The sequence below is a fragment of the Rhodococcus sp. SMB37 genome (genome assembly GCF_004345605.1).
Classification (GTDB): Bacteria; Actinomycetota; Actinomycetes; order Mycobacteriales; family Mycobacteriaceae; genus Rhodococcus.
In genome coordinates this window covers 61,734-79,125 of sequence record NZ_SLVY01000013.1, presented here as the reverse complement: position 1 = coordinate 79,125, position 17,392 = coordinate 61,734, and the positions used below count along the sequence as shown (strand labels likewise).

At 66.3% G+C, this 17,392-nt stretch carries 15 protein-coding genes and 2 pseudogenes; 4 read left to right on the top strand and 13 right to left on the bottom strand.

The window, feature by feature from the left end; genetic code table 11:
• Window positions 1-10: 10 nt before the first annotated feature.
• The 3 genes from EV641_RS20020 to EV641_RS20010 all read right to left on the bottom strand — a co-directional run bounded on the left by EV641_RS20020 (window position 11) and on the right by EV641_RS20010 (window position 3,956).
• Complete coding sequence (locus tag EV641_RS20020) at window positions 11-1,108, bottom strand: 2-oxoacid:ferredoxin oxidoreductase subunit beta (protein ID WP_132474068.1); 1,098 nt, start codon at window positions 1,106-1,108, stop codon at window positions 11-13.
• Window positions 1,108-3,132, bottom strand: coding sequence for a 2-oxoacid:acceptor oxidoreductase subunit alpha (locus EV641_RS20015; RefSeq protein WP_132474066.1), 2,025 nt, complete (start codon window positions 3,130-3,132; stop codon window positions 1,108-1,110). The genes EV641_RS20020 and EV641_RS20015 overlap by 1 nt, the downstream gene beginning before the upstream one ends.
• Before the next feature lie 107 nt (window positions 3,133-3,239).
• Window positions 3,240-3,956: a dienelactone hydrolase family protein gene (locus EV641_RS20010; protein ID WP_132474064.1), complete on the bottom strand. Its 717-nt coding sequence runs from the start codon at window positions 3,954-3,956 to the stop codon at window positions 3,240-3,242.
• Window positions 3,957-4,143: 187 nt separating this feature from the next.
• Here EV641_RS20010 and EV641_RS20005 point away from each other — a divergent pair, with 187 nt between their 5' ends.
• Both EV641_RS20005 and EV641_RS20000 read left to right on the top strand, forming a co-directional pair.
• Window positions 4,144-4,836, top strand: coding sequence for an SDR family NAD(P)-dependent oxidoreductase (locus EV641_RS20005; RefSeq protein WP_132474062.1), 693 nt, complete (start codon window positions 4,144-4,146; stop codon window positions 4,834-4,836).
• Between the two features lie 68 nt (window positions 4,837-4,904).
• Window positions 4,905-5,408 (top strand): SRPBCC family protein, encoded by a 504-nt coding sequence (locus tag EV641_RS20000; RefSeq protein WP_132474060.1) that lies wholly within the window; start codon window positions 4,905-4,907, stop codon window positions 5,406-5,408.
• On the opposite strand, the gene EV641_RS19995 is transcribed toward EV641_RS20000, so the two are convergent.
• The 4 genes from EV641_RS19995 to EV641_RS19980 all read right to left on the bottom strand — a co-directional run bounded on the left by EV641_RS19995 (window position 5,395) and on the right by EV641_RS19980 (window position 9,503).
• The gene (locus EV641_RS19995; RefSeq protein ID WP_132474058.1) at window positions 5,395-5,670 is read right to left on the bottom strand and encodes a WhiB family transcriptional regulator; all 276 of its coding nucleotides are present in this window, start codon (window positions 5,668-5,670) and stop codon (window positions 5,395-5,397) included. The two genes, EV641_RS20000 and EV641_RS19995, sit on opposite strands and share 14 nt — an antisense overlap.
• Window positions 5,671-5,682: 12 nt before the next feature.
• Window positions 5,683-6,879, bottom strand: a complete 1,197-nt coding sequence (locus EV641_RS19990) for an acetyl-CoA C-acetyltransferase (protein ID WP_132474056.1) — start codon at window positions 6,877-6,879, stop codon at window positions 5,683-5,685.
• Window positions 6,880-7,025: 146 nt separating this feature from the next.
• Window positions 7,026-8,243 (bottom strand): CaiB/BaiF CoA-transferase family protein, encoded by a 1,218-nt coding sequence (locus EV641_RS19985; RefSeq protein WP_132474170.1) that lies wholly within the window; start codon window positions 8,241-8,243, stop codon window positions 7,026-7,028.
• A gap of 366 nt (window positions 8,244-8,609) precedes the next feature.
• Window positions 8,610-9,503, bottom strand: a complete 894-nt coding sequence (locus EV641_RS19980) for a LysR substrate-binding domain-containing protein (protein ID WP_054714522.1) — start codon at window positions 9,501-9,503, stop codon at window positions 8,610-8,612.
• 85 nt (window positions 9,504-9,588) lie between these two features.
• On the opposite strand from EV641_RS19980, the pseudogene EV641_RS19975 reads away from it, so the two are divergent.
• Window positions 9,589-10,069 (top strand): annotated as a pseudogene (locus EV641_RS19975) (CoA-transferase); the annotation flags it as partial.
• Between the two features lie 26 nt (window positions 10,070-10,095).
• On the opposite strand, the gene EV641_RS19970 reads toward EV641_RS19975, so the two are convergent.
• Entirely contained in the window at window positions 10,096-11,934 is a 1,839-nt protein-coding gene (locus EV641_RS19970) for a transposase (RefSeq protein ID WP_132474054.1), read from the bottom strand.
• A gap of 264 nt (window positions 11,935-12,198) precedes the next feature.
• Here EV641_RS19970 and EV641_RS19965 point away from each other — a divergent pair.
• Window positions 12,199-12,405 (top strand): annotated as a pseudogene (locus EV641_RS19965) (3-oxoadipate--succinyl-CoA transferase subunit B); the annotation flags it as partial.
• Window positions 12,406-12,426: 21 nt separating this feature from the next.
• On the opposite strand, the gene EV641_RS19960 reads toward EV641_RS19965, so the two are convergent.
• The 5 genes from EV641_RS19960 to EV641_RS19940 form a co-directional block, all read right to left on the bottom strand.
• Window positions 12,427-12,954, bottom strand: coding sequence for a DoxX family protein (locus EV641_RS19960; protein ID WP_199233328.1), 528 nt, complete (start codon window positions 12,952-12,954; stop codon window positions 12,427-12,429).
• 84 nt (window positions 12,955-13,038) lie between these two features.
• Complete coding sequence (locus EV641_RS19955; protein WP_132474050.1) at window positions 13,039-14,070, bottom strand: acyl-CoA dehydrogenase family protein; 1,032 nt, start codon at window positions 14,068-14,070, stop codon at window positions 13,039-13,041.
• Complete coding sequence (locus EV641_RS19950; RefSeq protein ID WP_132474048.1) at window positions 14,067-15,212, bottom strand: acyl-CoA dehydrogenase family protein; 1,146 nt, start codon at window positions 15,210-15,212, stop codon at window positions 14,067-14,069. The genes EV641_RS19955 and EV641_RS19950 overlap by 4 nt, the downstream gene beginning before the upstream one ends.
• Window positions 15,209-15,826, bottom strand: a complete 618-nt coding sequence (locus EV641_RS19945) for a TetR/AcrR family transcriptional regulator (RefSeq protein WP_054718554.1) — start codon at window positions 15,824-15,826, stop codon at window positions 15,209-15,211. Before EV641_RS19945 ends, EV641_RS19950 begins: the two co-directional genes overlap by 4 nt.
• A complete protein-coding gene (locus EV641_RS19940) occupies window positions 15,826-17,391 on the bottom strand; it encodes an acyl-CoA synthetase (protein ID WP_132474046.1) in 1,566 nt (521 codons plus the stop codon). The genes EV641_RS19945 and EV641_RS19940 overlap by 1 nt, the downstream gene beginning before the upstream one ends.
• Window position 17,392: the final 1 nt, after the last annotated feature.

Genomic DNA, 17,392 nt, shown 5'->3' with positions numbered 1-17,392 from the left:
AGAATGGGCGTCACGATACCGTCCAGGTGCTGGGGCCGTCGAGCAGCGCTTGCAGATCGGCCCGTTCTTCGCTCACAGCGGCCGCGACCTGGGCGCGCGCCTGGTCGTCGTAGGTGGGCCGCGACACCGAGCGCACGATTCCCGTGACCGTGTAGGTGAGGTCCTGCGCCGACAGCCGCGACAGCGCATAGGCGTATTCGGGGTCGTCGCTGTGAGCGTCGTGCACGATGATGTCGTCTCGGTCGACGTCCGTGATGGGCGCTACCCGTAGCCCGAACCCCCTGCGTACGACGCAGAGTTCGTCGTCGGTTCCGAAGATGATCGGCTCACCGTGACGAACGTGGATGAGGCGGTCCTCGGCGTTCTCCTTGCGGAGCGCGTCGAACGAACCGTCGTTGAAGATCGGGCAGTCCTGAAGGATCTCGACGAAGGCGGCCCCGCGATGTTCGGCCGCCGCGTGCAGGACTTCGGTGAGCCCTGCACGGTCGGAATCGAGCACACGCGCGACGAAACTCGCCTCGGCACCGAGGGCGAGTGACATCGTGTTGAACGGCGCATCGATCGACCCCATCGGTGTCGACTTGGTGATCTTGCCGGATTCCGATGTGGGCGAGTACTGCCCCTTCGTCAGCCCGTAGATGCGGTTGTTGAACAGCAGGATCCGCATGTTCACGTTGCGTCGCAGGGCATGGATCAGGTGATTTCCGCCGATCGACAGCGCATCACCGTCGCCGGTGACCACCCACACCGACAGGTCGGGCCTGGTCACGGCGAGGCCGGTGGCGAAGGTCGGGGCTCGGCCGTGGATCGAATGCACCCCGTAGGTGTCGAGGTAGTACGGGAAGCGCGACGAGCACCCGATACCGGACACGAAGACGATGTTCTCCCGCTTCAGACCCAACTGCGGCAGTACGGTGCGGACCGTCGCCAGGATGACGTAGTCGCCGCAGCCCGGACACCACCGGACTTCCTGATCGGAAGTGAAATCCTTCGCCTTCTGGGGGCTTTCGGTGCGCGGCACTTCGGCGAGGGCGCTGATCCCGAGGTGGGTTCCGACAGGCCGGTAGGCACGTCCGTTGCGCACGGCGCCGTTCGTGGTGTCTCCCATCATCGATCACCTCGCTGGATCGTCACGGCCGCGGAGGCCGCGGCAGGGGTCTTGGCGCTCTCGGTCTCGCTCAATGTGCCGTCGAATTCCTCGAGGAGCGCTTCGTGTAGTTCGTCCGCGCGGAACGCCATGCCGGCGACCTTGGTGACGGGCTGGATCTCCGCGTCGCACCGCGCCTTCAGCAGCATGGACAGCTGGCCGAGATTCATCTCCGGGACCAGTACTCGGCGATAGCCTTTCAGGATGTCGCAGAGGTTCTTCGGCATCGGGTTGAGGTGTCGCAGGTGAGCTCTGGCGACCGCATGGCCACTGCGGCGGGCACGGCGCACCGCCTCGCCGATCGGCCCGTACGACGAACCCCAGCCGAGGACGAGGATCTCGGCGTCGCCCGTGGGGTCGTCCACCTCGAGGTCGGGTACGTCGATACCGGCGATGCGGGCCGCGCGCACGCGGGTCATCAACTCGTGATTCGTGTGATGGTAGGAGATGTCCCCGGTGCCGTTGGCCTTCTCCAACCCGCCGATGCGGTGCTCTCGGCCCGCGGTGCCGGGGATCGCCCAGTCGCGCGCGAGTGTCGCGGGGTCGCGTGCGTACGGCTGGTAACCCGGGTCCGCGTCGGACCGGTGACCGTCGATGTCCCCGCCCGATGGTGTCGCGAATCGGGGTTCGATGGGGGTGAGGGCGTCGACCTCCGGAATACGCCATGGCTCCGAACCGTTGGCGATCGCGCCGTCGGACAACAGCATCACCGGGGTCCGGTACGTCACGGCGATGCGGGCCGCCTCGAGCGCAGCGTCGAAGCAGTCGGCGGGCGACTGCGGCGCGACGATCGCGACCGGCGACTCACCGTTGCGACCGAACATCGCCTGCAAGAGGTCGGCCTGCTCGGTCTTGGTGGGAAGCCCGGTCGACGGCCCGCCTCGCTGGACGTCGACGACGACGAGCGGCAGTTCGGTCATCACCGCCAGCCCGATCGCTTCCGATTTCAGCGCAACCCCCGGACCGGAAGTGCTGGTGACCCCCAACGCACCGCCGTACGACGCCCCGACCGCCGCACCGATACCGGCGATCTCGTCTTCCGCTTGGAAGGTGTGGACACCGAATCGCTTGAGTCTGCTCAGTTCGTGGAGGATGTCCGACGCGGGCGTGATCGGGTAGCTGCCGAGGAACACGTCCATGTCTGCCGCCTTGCCTGCGGCGACCAGTCCGTACGCGAGGGCGGTGTTGCCGGTGATCTGCCGGTAGGTGCCCGGCGGAAGATCGGCGCGGTCCACTTCGTAGGTCGACGCGAAGGACTCGGTCGTCTCCCCGTAGTTCCAACCCGAATGCAATGCAAGGATGTTGGCGCGGACGATGTCGGGTTGCGATGCGAACTTGGTTTCGAGAAAGGCCTCGACGGTGGTGATCGCACGACCGTACATCCATGACAGGAGACCGAGCGCGAACATGTTCTTCGCGCGGTGGGCCTCCTTTTTGCCCACTCCGGAGGGTTCGACGGCACCGAGCGTCATGGTGCTCATGGGGACGGTGTGCACCTGCAGGTGCTCGAATCCGTCCGACTCGAGAGGGTTACCGTCGTAGCCCGCCTTCGCGAGGTTGCGCTTGCTGAATTCGTCGCTGTTGACGATGAGGATGCCGCCGTCCGGTAGATCACCGACATTCGATTTCAGCGCCGCCGGATTCATCGCCACGAGCACGTCGGGTCGGTCTCCGGCGGTGAGGATGTCGTGGTCGGCGATCTGGATCTGGAAACTCGACACCCCCGGCAGGGTGCCCTGCGGTGCGCGGATCTCCGCCGGGAAGTTCGGTTGCGTGGCGAGATCGTTCCCGAAGGCCGCGGCTTCTGCTGTGAATCGATCGCCGGCAAGCTGCATGCCGTCGCCGGAGTCTCCGGCGATTCGGATGACGACCTGGTCCAGCCTCGTCACGTGTCTGGTCACGTGCTGGCCGGGCTCGGTCGCGTGCCTGGTCACGTGCTGGCCGGACTCGGTCACGTGTGACGTGCGGGTGTCCTTCGACTCCATACCTGTCTCGCTTCCCCCGGGCCTGAGCGGTCCGGCGCCTGCGCTCCATAGTCGTCTTCTACGGCGCGCGTGCAACCGGTTCCAGCAGTTTCTGTGGATTCTCCCGGTCAGGAGCCCAGCACCGTGTCGCCGAGGAAACGCAGCACCTGAGGCCAGGACAATGCGTACGCGTCGGCGTTGATCGGATTCGTGTGCCGGGCCCGACTACTGAATGCGTGCTCGGCTCCGGGGAAGACCGAGACGATGCTCGCGCCCGCGGTGCGATTCTGCAGCGCGCTCTGCAGTTCGCCGAACGTCGCGGGTGACATGACGGTGTCGGCGCCCGCGTGCAGGATCATCACCGGTGCGGTGATGCGTGACGCGGACTCGACCGCATCGACCGTGTGATTCGGCGGCGCGGGGACGAAGAGCGACGGGTGGTAGGCAACCACATTCGACAGCCGCGGGTCGCCGCCGCCGAGGATCAGTGCCAGTCGGCCACCGAGGCACCAGCCGATCACCCCCATCTTCGACAGTCCGAGTTCGCCGAAGGCGTGCTCGAGCAGGGTGTTCGACTCGGCGAGGACGGTGTCGTCCTGGAGTTCGCCCATCCACTCCACCAGCTTTTCCCGTGGGGTGTCGTCGGCGCTGTGCCCGTGCCACGGGTCCCACACGACTGCGGTGACGCCGGTGTCTGCGATGTCCTCGGCGTACTCGCGCACCTGGTGGTTGATGCCGGTGATCATGGGGAGCAGCAGCATTCCCCCGCTGCTGCCGCCGAGTGGGCGAGCAAGAAATGCCCGGAGGCCACCGATTTCGACGAACTCTGCTTCGATGTCGGTCACGTGATGTCCCTTCGACGATGAACCTGCCACTCATCATGCCGATCGCCGAGCGAAGGACACCCTTTTCCCACTTAGTGAGATTTTCGAGAATGTCATTTCCCTATACGATAGGGTCGTTACCAGTCCCGCACCGGACAGGACCGGATCAACACGCGAGACCTCGACAACACTCGGAAGGACGGTGGCCATGACTCGCACCGCACTCGTCAGCGGCGGCACCGGCGGTCTCGGAGCCGCTGTGACCGCGCATCTTCTCGACACCGGCTGGCGTGTCGTGGTCCCGTGGGTGGCCCCCGGAGAACTCGAGCGGGTCGGTACTCATCCGAATCTGCACCTCGTCAAGGCCGATCTCTCCGACGAACAGCAACTCGAGGATGTCCTGGCGGTCGCGGCCGACGACCCCGGCGCCCCCCTGTTCGGTGTCGTCAACCTGGTCGGCGGATTCTCCTCCGGTCCGCGAGTCCACGAGACTCCGATCGGCGTACTCGATTCCCAGTTCGACCTCAACGTACGCACGGCCTACTCCGTCAGCCAGGCCGCGCTGCCCCACCTGATCCGTCGCGGCGGCGGATCGATCGTCTGCATCTCCGCTGCCGCGACTCACAATCCGTTCTCGGGCGGCGCGTCCTACATCGCTTCGAAGGCCGCGGTCTCAGCGCTGGTCGAGACCATGGCGGTCGAGTACCTCGACGACCACATCCGCGTCAACGCACTGCTCCCCGTCGTCATCGACACCCCCGCCAACCGCGCGGCGATGCCCGACGCCGACACCAGCCGGTGGTCACAGCCGGCCGACGTCGCAAAGGTGATCGAGTTCCTACTGTCCGATGCGGGGTCACCCATCACCGGCGGACTGATCCCGGTGACGAACGTCGGCTGAGTAGGGCCGAGTCTCGGTTAGCATCGGCGCACCGTCGAAAATCGAATCGAGACCCCGAAGGAGTATCCGTGCGTCTGCGCGACACCCCGACCGTCGAAGTCACCGGGACCTTGCCCTGCAGTCCGGAACAGGCCTGGGCATTGGTCACCGACATCGAATTGCCGACCGGCGCCGAGGGCGAACTACAGCGTGTGGAATGGCTGGACGGAGCCGACGGGGTCGCGGTCGGAGCCAAATTCCGCGGATACAACCACAGTCCGCAGATGGGTGAATGGCACACCGAACCGGAGGTCACCGAAGTCGAGGACGGGCGTCGTTGGGTATGGCGTGTGGGCCCCGCCGAGGCACCGATCGCCTTCTGGGGTTTCGAGGTCGATCCCGCGGCGGACGGCGCCGTCGTCCGGCAGTGGGCCAAGGTCGGTACCGGTAGCTCGCCCTTCTCCGATTTCATCGAGCAGCACCCCGACAGGGAAGGCGAGATCGTCACCTACCGACTGGGTGTCTGGCGCGACGCCATGGCCGCCAACGTGGAGCGGCTCGAACAACTCGCTGCAGCGCTCATACAGGGCTGAGCCGGCCCAGCTTCCTGGCTCGGTCGGCCGCGCGACGCTCGGAGTAGTTCATCCCGCCCCAGATACCGTGCTGTTCGGCGTTCCGAAGCGCGTGGTCGCGGCACTCGCTGATCACCGGGCACGTGCGGCAGATCTTCTTCGCGTCGCGTTCCGCGCCGGCCGCCGGACCTCGCCCCGACTCTTTCTGGGGGAAGAAGACGGACGTGTCGGAACCCCGGCAGCGCGCGGCAAGCATCCATTCCCTGTCGTCCAGTCCGGGCATGTCGATCCTCTCTCAGGCCGTGGTGATCGACGCGGCCATGCCCTGGCCACCGCCGATGCACATCGTCACCAACGCACGGCCACCACCGCGGCGCTTCAGTTCGTGCAGAGCAGTCGTCGTCATCCGGACACCCGTCGCGCCGATCGGATGCCCGAGGGAAATGCCGGATCCGTTGACGTTGAGCTTGTCTCGATCGTCCCAGCCCCACTGCGACAGCACACCGAGAACCTGGCATGCAAATGCTTCGTTGAGTTCGACGAGGTCGAAGTCGTCGAATCCGAGGCCCGTGCGATCGAACAGCTTTCGGGTTGCCGCTGCTGGGCCGAGTCCCATGGTCGCCGGGTCGCATCCGGCCGCGGTCCAGCCTTCGAGGAAGCCGATCGGCTCGAGTCCGTACTCGTCGAGCTTGTCTTCGGCCACTACGAGAAGCGCTGCGGCCGCGTCATTCTGCTGGCTGGCGTTACCGGCGGTGGTCACACCGCCAGGGGTGACGGACCGGAGTTTCGCGAGGGATTCCGGGGTGCTGTCGGGGCGGATACCTTCATCCCGTGCGACCACCGTGACGTTGCCCTTGCGGTCCTTGACCTCGACTCCGACGACCTCGTCGTCGAAACGTCCTGCCTCCCACGCGGCGTGGGCGCGACGATGGCTCTCCGCTGCGAGTGAGTCGGAGTCCTCGCGCGTGATCCCGCACTGTTCCGCGACGTTCTCGGCCGTCTCGATCATTCCGCTGATCTTGCCGAATCGCCATTCGGGCTGTGACCGTTCACGGCCGCGGTCGAGGCGGTCGTACAGATTCAGGCCACCCGAGCGCGCACCCCACCGGGCACCGGTCGTGTAGTGCTCGATGTTGCTCATCGACTCCACACCTCCGGCAACCACGACATTCGCCGCACCGGTCTGCACCATCATCGCGGCGGTCACCAGGGCCTGCAGACCGGTGCCGCAGCGGCGGTCGGTCTGGATGCCGGCAACCGAGATCGGCAGGCCCGCGTCGAGCGCAGCCCACCGGCCGATGCACGGCGCTTCCGAACTCGCGTAGGACTGGCCCATCGCAACCTCTTCGATGAGTTCCGGGTCGATACCCGAACGCGCGACGGCCTCCTTGATCACCGTGGTCGCGAGAGACACCGCCGAGACGTCCTTCAACGAGCCGCCGAAACGGCCGACGGCGGTACGAACGGGGGCGACGAGTGCCGCTCGGGTCATGGCCTGCTCCTCTGGTACATAATTTGTACGGCCATTTTTAGATATGTACGCACTGGGCGTCAATCGCTCAGTGCTGCACCTTCGATCCGAATCACCAATACGTACGACTCCCCATACCTATATGGCCGGATATTTGCGGTGGCGACCTACCCGACGATCCCTGACTCACGCAGGCCCGCGACCTGTTCGTCGGTCAGCCCGAGCCCGGCCAGGACTGCATCGGTGTGCTGCCCGAGTCCCGGAACCGGCCCCATGGGCAGTTCCACGTCGCGGAAGTTCATCGGCGGGCGGATCGCGCGCACAGGGCCCGCTTGGGTCTGCACCTCGCGCCACCGATCGCGCTCACTCAGCTGCGGATGCTCGATCAGACCCAACAGGTCACGCAGACGCGCCGCGGGGATGCCGGCCGCGGCAAGCTTGTCGTCGAGCTCCGCACCGACGTACGCGCTGGTCGCGTCACCGACGAGCTTGTCGACCTCGCCTCGGCGCGCGACCCGTTCGACATTGGTCGCATAGCGCGGATCGTCCGCCAGCTCGGGCATCCCCAGCACCTCGGTCAATGTCCGCCAACCGCGGTCGTTCTGCACACCGATGAGGATCTCTCCGTCGGCGGTCGGGTACTTGTCGTACGGGGCGATCGACGTGTGCCCGAGCCCCATCCGCGGCACCTGCCGATCCTGGTACATCTGCAGGTACATCGGGTACCCGAGCCACTCGGCGGTCGCATCGAACATCGAGACATCGATCGTCGCACCCACGCCCGTGCGGTACCGGCGAAGCAACGCGGCCTGGATCGAGGTCAGCGCATACATGCCCGCCGCGATGTCGGACGTGGGAATGCCCGTCTTGACGGCGGTCTCGGGTGTGCCGGTGATCGAGCACAGCCCTGACTCCGACTGAACCAGCAGGTCATAGGCCTTCCGGTCACGCATCGGCCCCTCGGTTCCGTACCCGGACATGTTGACGACGATCAGTTCCCGATGCTCGGCGCGCAGCTCGTCGGCGCCGAGACCGAGTCGCTCGACGGCCCCGGGCGCAAGGTTCTGCACGAACACATCGGCGCCGGCAATGAGCGACTTCACCGCGTCGATTCCGGCCGGAGCCTTGAGATCCACCGCGAGCGACTCCTTGCCGCGGTTGAGCCACACGAAGTGCGCGGCGAGGCCGAGGACAGCACTGTCGTAGTCGCGAGCGAAGTCGCCGTCGCCGACCCGTTCGACCTTGACCACCCGCGCGCCCAGGTCGGCGAGATGCCGGGTCGCCAGAGGTGCTGCGACCGCCTGCTCGAGGCTCACCACGGTGACGCCCTCGAGGGGTAGTTCCACCCTGCCCGAACCATTCCTGTCGGTTGCGTCGCCTGACATATCCGCCTCGTCTGTCACGTCTGTCCTCCTTGAACTGCGCTCGGCTGTATGTCTACCACCAGACCGACACACACCGATTCTGCTCGGCGCAGGCGCCCTCCCCCTCGTTCAGGTCGCGGCCTCATACGCTGCGGTATCTCCGGTGTGCACGCTCATGCTGCTCAATCGCACCGGGTTACGACCCGAAGGCGCTGTCGCACGCGGAGCAGGCCGACAAGGACGACCTCGAGCGCAGGGAAGAAGGCGGTGAACTCTCATCCGAGTCGATACCGTTCCGGCCGAGAAGTCCGAAACAGTCTGCACCGTAACATAATTCGAGAGTCCAATTGAGCGGTTCCTGCCAGTCCTCGCGACGGCAGGCACCGCTCACTCGATCGGAGTGGGCAACGCCTCCTCGGACAGCCGGAGCACCTCAGCAAGGGCCGCGCTGGTGTCGCCCTCACGCCACACCAGACACACGTCGATCGGCCCCTGCTCGGCAAGCGGCACGAACACGACCTCCGGATTGACGACGTGCCGAGCCACCGACGACACCGTCAACGTGCAACCCACTCCAGCCGAGACGAGCGCCACCAGCGACAGCGAATCAGGTGCGCTCTGCACGATTCTCGGGGTGAAGCCGGCGTCGCACGCAAGACGCAACAGGAGTTCGCGCAGCATCGACCCTGATTCGGAGGGCAGCATCACCCATCCTTCACCTGCCAGGTCGGCAAGCTGCACCGCCGCTTGTCCCGCCAGTCGATGTTCCCTCGGCAATGCGACGACGAGATTCTCGCGTGCGATCACCCTCGACGCGATCCCCGGGGGGAAGAACAGCATCCGGACGATGCCGATGTCGAGGGTGCCCTCCGAGAGCCGGTTCAGCACCTCACTCGCGTACGCCGAACTCGTGAGCACGAACTCGATGCCGGGATGCGTGCGTCGCACCAGCTTTGCCCACCGTCCGACCAGGTGGTGCGAGGTGCCGGCGAATCCGATTCGCACGCGGCCTGTCCGGCCGCGTCCTGCAGCAGTCACCGCCATCTCCGCGAGACGGACCGCATCGAGGATCGCCCGGGCGGGTTCGATGAGGGCCTGTCCTGCCTCCGTCAGTTGCACACTGCGCGTGCTGCGCTCGAACAGGGTGATTCCGAGTTCCTTCTCGAGTTGCTTGATGGTCCGGCTCAGCGGCGGCTGCGCCACATGCAGACGCTGCGCGGCCCGACCGAAGTGCAGTTCTTCCGCCACGGCCAGAAACGCTCGGATCTGATGTATCTCCACGCCACCTTTATTACGCAAAACGCAATAAAGGTGGCGACACTTTGTATTGGACTACATCTATTACACATGTCACAGTCGACACAACGGCCTCCCCACCCTCGCGGTGGATCTGGCCTGCCGCACCTCGAACCCGGACATCGAACTGATCTACGAGTCCGGCGTATGTGGTGCGCATCCGGAGGCGATGGCCGAGGGGATCGCCGATTCGGTCGTGGTGTCCGGCGCCGAATCCGTGGTCTCCATGGCATCGCTGTTCGGATATGTACTGCAGGGCGGCAATGTCGACGTCGGATTCCTCGGTGCCGGCCAGATCGACCGCTACGGCAGCCTGAACACGAGCTTCATCGGCGACTGGACAAACCCACCGTGCGACTTCCGGGGGCGGGTGGGGCCGTGGAGATCATGCCGAACGCGGGCGAGGTCTTCGTTGTGATTCGCCGGCATGACCCGAGCGCGTTCCCGCCGAGCTCGACTTCTGCACGTCCCCGAGCCCTGTTCGGGCCCGCGACGCCGGTGTCGGCATCGTGCCCCAGGGACGAGGCGTCACCAAGGTGTTCACCAGCGTCTACGTAAATCTGATACTTCCTGCCACCTACGTGCCAGGCGGTCCAGATCCACGTTCCTCACGGCTACCCGAGACATCCTGCGATGCCGCGGACTCGACCGTGTCCCACACCGACGCTTGCGATGCAGGACGAGGCTTCGATTTATTCACCCCCTCAGCGGAGGTCGGCCTGGCAACACTGCGGCGGACCCGCCGATGCCGCGGCCTCCCCGGGGTAGGGCCGGTCTTGTCCCGACACCGGCGTACCGGCGCATACATAGTGGTGCGGATCTCCAGACCCCCGACACGGGTGCGGACCGCAGCACCTCGCCCGAGGAGAGCACGCTTGGCGAGGCTCACCCCCGCCACATGATCACGATTCCCACCGAGTCGGCAGGACTGACACCACGCATCGTGATAGCCACCCGGGCGGGCCAGCGGCGCATTGCAGCCCGGACACAAGGCGGACGATCCCCGCGCCGGCACCGTCACCGCCACCACACCCACCCGCGCGGCGGTGTGTGCCAGCGCGTCGGCAGCTTTGCGGCGCGCGGACTGCGCGGCCCGATTGTTGTTCACCCGGCCACGCCCGCGCGGTTCGAGGGTGGACAAGTCTTCGACCGCGATCACCGTCGCATCGGCGGCGGCCGCATAGTCGGTGACCTGACGCGCGAAATGGAACGCGAGTTCCCGATTGATCTTCCCCCGTTTGACGCCGACCGCGGTGCGCTTCTCGTCGAGCACCGCGATCTTCGCCTCCAATTTGCTGCGGAGCTCAGGTGGTGCGTTCTCGGCGAGCCGGCGCACTCGAGCCGACTTGCGGTGCAGCCGTTGCCCTTCCTGTTGCAGGCGGGCCAGCTTGATACCGAGGCCGCGGTCGTCGTAGGTGTAACCCCGAAAATCGGAGACCAACCCGTCGCCGGTGTCGGTGGTGATCGCGGCGGCCCCGAGGGTGGACGGTGACCAGTCCACACCCACCGCCACCGTTCCCGCCGCCAGGTCGCCGGCGGGGACGGCTTCGGTGGCCGCGCAGCGCAGCAACAGTCCTCGGCCGTCGAGGGTCAGGGTCGGCAGATGCCACGCGGTGACCGCCCGGCCATGCAGGTGCGGTGGGAGCGCGGCGGTCAACCGCACGCGTTGCCACTGTGCTCGCCCGGTAGGGGTCGCGGTGGTGGGGAGTTTCACCGTCAACACCATCGTGTCGGCGGTGACGGTGAGCTCGGCGAGTTGCCGATCGGCGGCGGACAGGCGGGCCATCGCGGTGACCTGTGGTGGGGTTTGGATGTCGGTGATCCGCAGCCGCGTGGACTGTGTTTCCTCCGTCGCCGCCGCGTGGGACGTCGATGCGTCGCTCGCGGGTTCCTGACCCGCAGCCGCGTCCGAGCGGCCAATACAGGCGACCAACTGCCGCCGCACACCGCGGGCGAACCCCGACGGCACAGACACCTCTCCGTCGACCGGGGCGCGCAGGCGTCCGGTGGCCGGATCGAACCGGGCCGACAGCGACGCGATCGCGGCATCTCGATACCCGCAGGTCCGCAACGTCGCGGTGGCGTGCGCGGTGACCACCCGCGACACCCGCGACGGCACATAACACCCGTTGGGGTAGGTGGGGGTCCAGCCGAGGCGGGCGGCGGCAACGTGCCCGTGTTTCGGCAGGGCGCGGCCGTCACCATCACGCCCGGAGGCGAGGAGGTCGAAGGTGTCGGGGTGCCACAGCCTGGTGAGTAGTTCCGTTTCGGCGGCGGTGATCAGGTCGAGCAGCCACCCCACGCGGATGTCGAGGTCGTCGAGTCCGATCGGGTCGCCGGTGGTGTCGTCGACCGCCAGATGGGGGCGGGTGGTGAACGCGAACTGGCGCCGGGTGGTCGGTTCGGTGCCGGCCATCGCGTCCCCTCTCGTCGTCCCCCGGGCCGCTGTCATCGACCGGCCCGCTGGCGCCGGTTGTGTGTCCGGTCATGTCGGTGTGAGGTCTCGGCGGTGACGATAACGCGGGGTACCGACATGTTCTGTTCGGCCGGCGCCGCTTCGGCGCGGCGGGTGTGCGCGAAGGGGTCGTCCCTGGATACACGAGGATTGTTGAGGCGAAGGAGGTGGGAAGAAAATATCGATGGGTATGAGGAAGTACCGGATTTCTCGACGACTGTTGTGAGCCTCGGCGTGCTCTCCCGCAGCGGGCCGTTCGACGAGCTCGAACTCACCAGCATCCACTCCGGCGTCACCGTCGATGAGGTGCGCGCGGCAACCGGATGGGATCTGCGGGTCTCCCCCGAGTTGACGGTGACCGAGCCCCCGACCGCTCACGAGATCGACCTGCTCCGCAACGAGATCGACAAGGTGCGGCTCTACCTGCGGTAGTCGGCCTTCCGAACGAGGACGTCAGGACACCGATACCGACTCGTCATCCGGCTTCGGCGCGGGCCTGTAGCACGCGCCGAGCAGGGCCCCGGCCGCAGCAAGGCCACCGACCAGCGCGATGGCGCCACCGGCCCATCCGTCGAGAAGGTTGTGCCCGAAGATCAGATGATCGAGGCTGGCGCTACCGGCTCCCATGATCGCGACGGCCACAGCTCCCCCGGCCAGAACGAGGTTGTATTCCCACCCGTTGGCCGTCACGAAGAAGCCGGAGCCTCGATGCACCGTCCATGCTGCGACGAACATCAGCGAGACGAACCCGGCCGCAGCGAACGGGGTGAGCAGGCCGGCCGCGAGCGCGAGGCCGGCACCGACTTCCGTCAGCGCGGCCAGCCACGCATGCACCTTGCCGGGTCGCATCCCCATGCCGTCGAACCATCCGGCCGTGCCCGGAATACGGCCACCTCGGAAGAGCTTGCCGTACCCGTGTGCCGCCATCGTCAGTCCCAGCAGCACCCGAAGTATCAACAGGCCGGTGTCGATCGTGTCCACTTCAGCTCCGTTCCCAGACATGGCCGCTCATCGCGGATGTCCTGACGTTGCCACACCGACCGCACTAGAGGATTGTTACCTGCATCACTCAGTGATCAAAGACCACACTTCCCCTGTCGCCACCGCCGCGGCGACGAGTTCCGCATCCCACGACGCAACGGTTCCGAACTCGCTGCGCCACGACAGGATGCGATTCGTGTGCCGATGCAGTTCGTGTTCCATCGTGAAGCCGATCGCGCCGAGTGCCTGATGCGCATTGCGAGTGACGACCGCCGCCGCATGACCGGTGCAGGACGCTGCCGCCGCAACTGCGAATCGCGTGGCGCCACTGCCGAATCCGTTGTCGACAACGGCCGCGACCGCCGCATCTGCTGCCGCTCGCGCGAGCGCCGACTCGGCGGCGATATCGGATACGAGCGCCTGGACGGCCTGGAACTTTCCGAGTGGACGACCGAACTGGACACGCGCCGTGACGTGTTCGACGACGAGCTCCAGAATCCGATCCATCGCCCCCACCGAGGAGAGTGTCCGCGCCAATGCACCCCGGTAGCGGAACTCCTCGGCCACCGACGCGGACACCTCGGCACCCGGGACTCCTGAGATATCGACGCGAATGTGGTCGCGCGGCTCCGACGCGAGATTCACTGCCTCGGTGAGTTCGATCTGTCGCCGCGGAATGTCGGCGACCCTCCACGCGCCGTCGGCACCGGGCCACAGGACGACCATCGAGTCGGCGTTGCGCGCCCACGGCACGAATCGGGCAGTGCCGTCGCCGTCGAGCACGGCGGCGGTGCGCACACCGTCGCTCACCTCGAGTCCGGCGGTCGCGAGCAGCCACCCGGCGAGCAGATCATTCTCGGCGACCGGCAACGCCACCGCACCCGCACCCGCCGCGGTGAGAAGCAGTGCTGCCTCGGTCCAGCCGGCACCGCTGCCGCCGACGGATTCGTCGCCGGTCAGGCGCGCGAGCCCCAACTCGCTCAACGTGCCCCACAGGGCGCGGTCGAATTCGATGACCGCACCGATGCGATGGTCGTCGCCGGCCGTGAAGACTTCGGCGAGCATCCGCTCGAAGTCGCGCAATTCGGTGTTGTCTCTGGTCGTGTTGTCGGTCATCTCAGTCCCAATCCTCGTGCAATGACCCCGCGCAGGATCTCGCTGGTGCCCCCGCGCAGTGTGAAGCCCGGACGCTGCATGACCCCCGCCCGGATGAGTTCCGACAATTCTTCGTCCGCTGCGCTGTACCCCACGAGCTCGTCGGCGAGATCGGCGAGATCACCCTCGATCTTCGTGCCGAGCACCTTCACCACCGATGCCGCGAGTTCCGCGTTCTCTCCGCGTTCGAGCGATTCGGAGACGGCAGTGGACATCCGGTGCAGCCCGACCATCCGGCCGATGGTCGCGCCGATCCGGGTGTCGGGTTCGACGGTCCCCGACCCGACTCCGCGGACCAGCCCCTCGAGGACACCGAACGTCGACAGGAAGCGTTCCGGTCCGCTCCGTTCGAAGCCGAGTTCGCTCGTGACCTGCTCCCAGCCCGAGCCGACCGAACCGAGGACGAGGTCATCGGGGACGAAGACCTCCTCGAGCAAGACCTCGTTGAAGTGGTGGTCGCCGGACATCGACAGGATCGGACGGATGGTCACGCCCGGCGAATCCAGCAGCACGATGAACTGGCTCAGGCCGTCGTGCCGGTGAGCAGGGTCGAGCGGAGCCGAGCGGGCGAGACCGAAGAACGCGTCGGCGTGATGAGCACCCGAAGTCCACAGCTTGGTTCCCGTGAGCTTCCAACCACCCTCGACCTGCACGGCCCGCGTCTTGACGCTGGCCAGGTCGGACCCGGAGTCCGGCTCGGACATGCCGATGGCCCAGCAGATCTCGCCCGCCGCGATGCCGGGGAGGAACCTCTGCTTCTGTGCCTCGGTACCGTATTTCAGCAGCGACGGTGCGGCCTGCCTGTCCGCGACCCACTGCGCGGCCACCGGGGCTCCCACTGCGAGGAGTTCCTCGGTGACCACGAACCGCTCCATAAAGGTGCGACCATGGCCTCCGTATTCGGTGGGGATCGTCATGCCGACCCATCCCTCGGCGGCGAGTGCCCGGGTGAAGTCGACGTTCCACTGGGTCAGCCAGGTGTCGATTCCGGGCGTGAACACACCGGCCTCGATCTGCACCTTCAGGAAGGCCCGCACCTGCGCGCGCAGTTCGGCAAGCGCGGGATCGGGTGTCCCCGCCTGCGGGACCAGTCGTGTACTCATCGTGATTCTCTTCCGTCGTGCGGGGCAGTGCTCGTCCCGCTCGGGCACAACAAATCCATTGCCATGTCGGCGTAGCGTTCGGCGATCTCGTCCGGGGTATCGGAGCCGGCCGGTTCGTACCAGTTTGCGATCGCCGACACCATCGCCAAGATCGACCTGCGGCAGTCGTCGGGGTATTTCGTGGTGAACAGCCCCTGACGAACACCGTCGTCGATGATGCCGCGCATCCGTTTGCGCCCCGCACGTCGACGCTCGTCGTACTGCCGCGCTCCGTCGGGTTCCAGGTTGCGGACCTCGGTCGCGATCAGCTGACCTTGCAGGGGGTACTGGGTCCGGAACTTGACGTTTCCCCGCACGAACGCGCGCAGTTGTGCGATGGGATCATCTCCGGCATCAGCCAGTTCGGCGTCGCACACCGCGTCGTACGTGTCGACGCCGTCCAGCAGGATCGCAAGCAGCAGATCCTGCTTGTTCTTGTAGTGGTAGTACAACGCCGACAGACTCACACCCGCTTCCTGCGCAATCGTGCGGATCGACGAGGCACCGTACCCGTTGCGCGCGAACTCCTTGCGCCCCACATCGATGAACAACCGCTGCTTGGGAGACGGGGCCATCACGGCGCCCCTGAGTCGGCATATTCGGCGATGAGGTCTTGCAGGGCGCCCTTGACCATCTTGCCGGTCGCGGTGCGCGGCAGGCTGTCGACGAAGCGAACCCTGCGCGGGCATTTGAACTTCGACAGCCGCTCGTGACAGAAAACGATGATCTCGCGTTCGAGGTCATCGCTGGGAGCGACGCCGTCCGCGGGCCGCACGAACGCTTCGACGCGTTCACCGCGATCTGCATCGGGCACACCCACGACCGCGACGTCGCCGACACCCGGGTGCAGGGCGAGGATGTTCTCGATCTCCTGCGGGTAGATGTTCACGCCACCGGAGATGATCGTGAACCTGTCGCGGCCGGTGAGGAACAGGTAGCCGTCCTCGTCGAGGTAACCGAGGTCGCCGTTGGTCGCCCAGTTCGTCTCGAACGGATGTCGCGCCGATTCGGACTTGATCGGGTCCTTGTGATACTCGAGATTCTGCACCGGTTTCTCGAAGTAGACGGTGCCCGCCTGCCCCGCCGGCAGTTCACTACCGTCGCCGGCGCAGATATGCGCGACCCCGCTGCTTCCGGGCCCGCCTGTGCGGCCTACACTTCCGGGCTTGCGGAGCCACTCCTGCGGTGTGATGACGGTGCTACCGACCGCCTCGGTAGCCGAGTAGTACTCGTACACGATCTCGCCCCACCACTCGATGAGATGCTGCTTGACCTCGACGGGACACGGCGCCGCCGAGTGGATCGCGCAGCGCAACGACGACAGATCGTACCGGTTCCGAATCTCTGCGGGGAGCCGCAGCAGACGCACGAAATGAGTGGGAACCCATTGACTGTGGGTGACGCGATGGCGTTCGATCAGTTCAAGCGACTCCTCCGCGTCGAAGCGTTCCATCAGAACGACGGTGCCGCCCATCCCCTGTGTGAGCACGCTGTAGCGCAACGGCGCCGAGTGGTAGATGGGCGCGGGCGACAGGTAGACGGTGTCCTCGTCGAATCCGAAGTGCCGCAGCATATCGATGAGCGGGATCCCGGGATCCTCGTCGATCTGCACACCGCTGAGGCGTGGCTTGATCCCTTTGGGGCGCCCCGTGGTTCCCGACGAATACAACATGTCGCTGCCCCGCGGCTGATCGGCGGGCGGTACCGTGGACAGGCCCTCGACCTCGGTCTCGTAATCGAGATGACCGGGTATCGAACCGCCGAAGGCGACGCGATGCTCCACCTTTGGTGTCGATGCGACAATCTCCTCGGCGAGCGCCGCGAGGGGAGCTGATACCAACAGGATCTTCGCGTCGCAGTCGTCCACGATGTACGCGGCCTCGGCGCTTGCGAGGTGCGAGTTGACGAAGGTGATGTAGACGCCGGAACGAAGTGCACCCCAGTACAGTTCGTATACGGTCGCATCGTTGACGGTGATCACTGCGACATGGTCGCCGACACCCACGTCGCGCGCGCGCAGCCAGTGCGCGAACCGGACGGACGCCTCCTCGAGTTCTCGATAGGTGATCGTCCGCCCGGTTGCGGCCTCGTGTACCGCGGGCCGATCCGGGTGCGTTACTGCGTAGCGGCCCGGGTACATG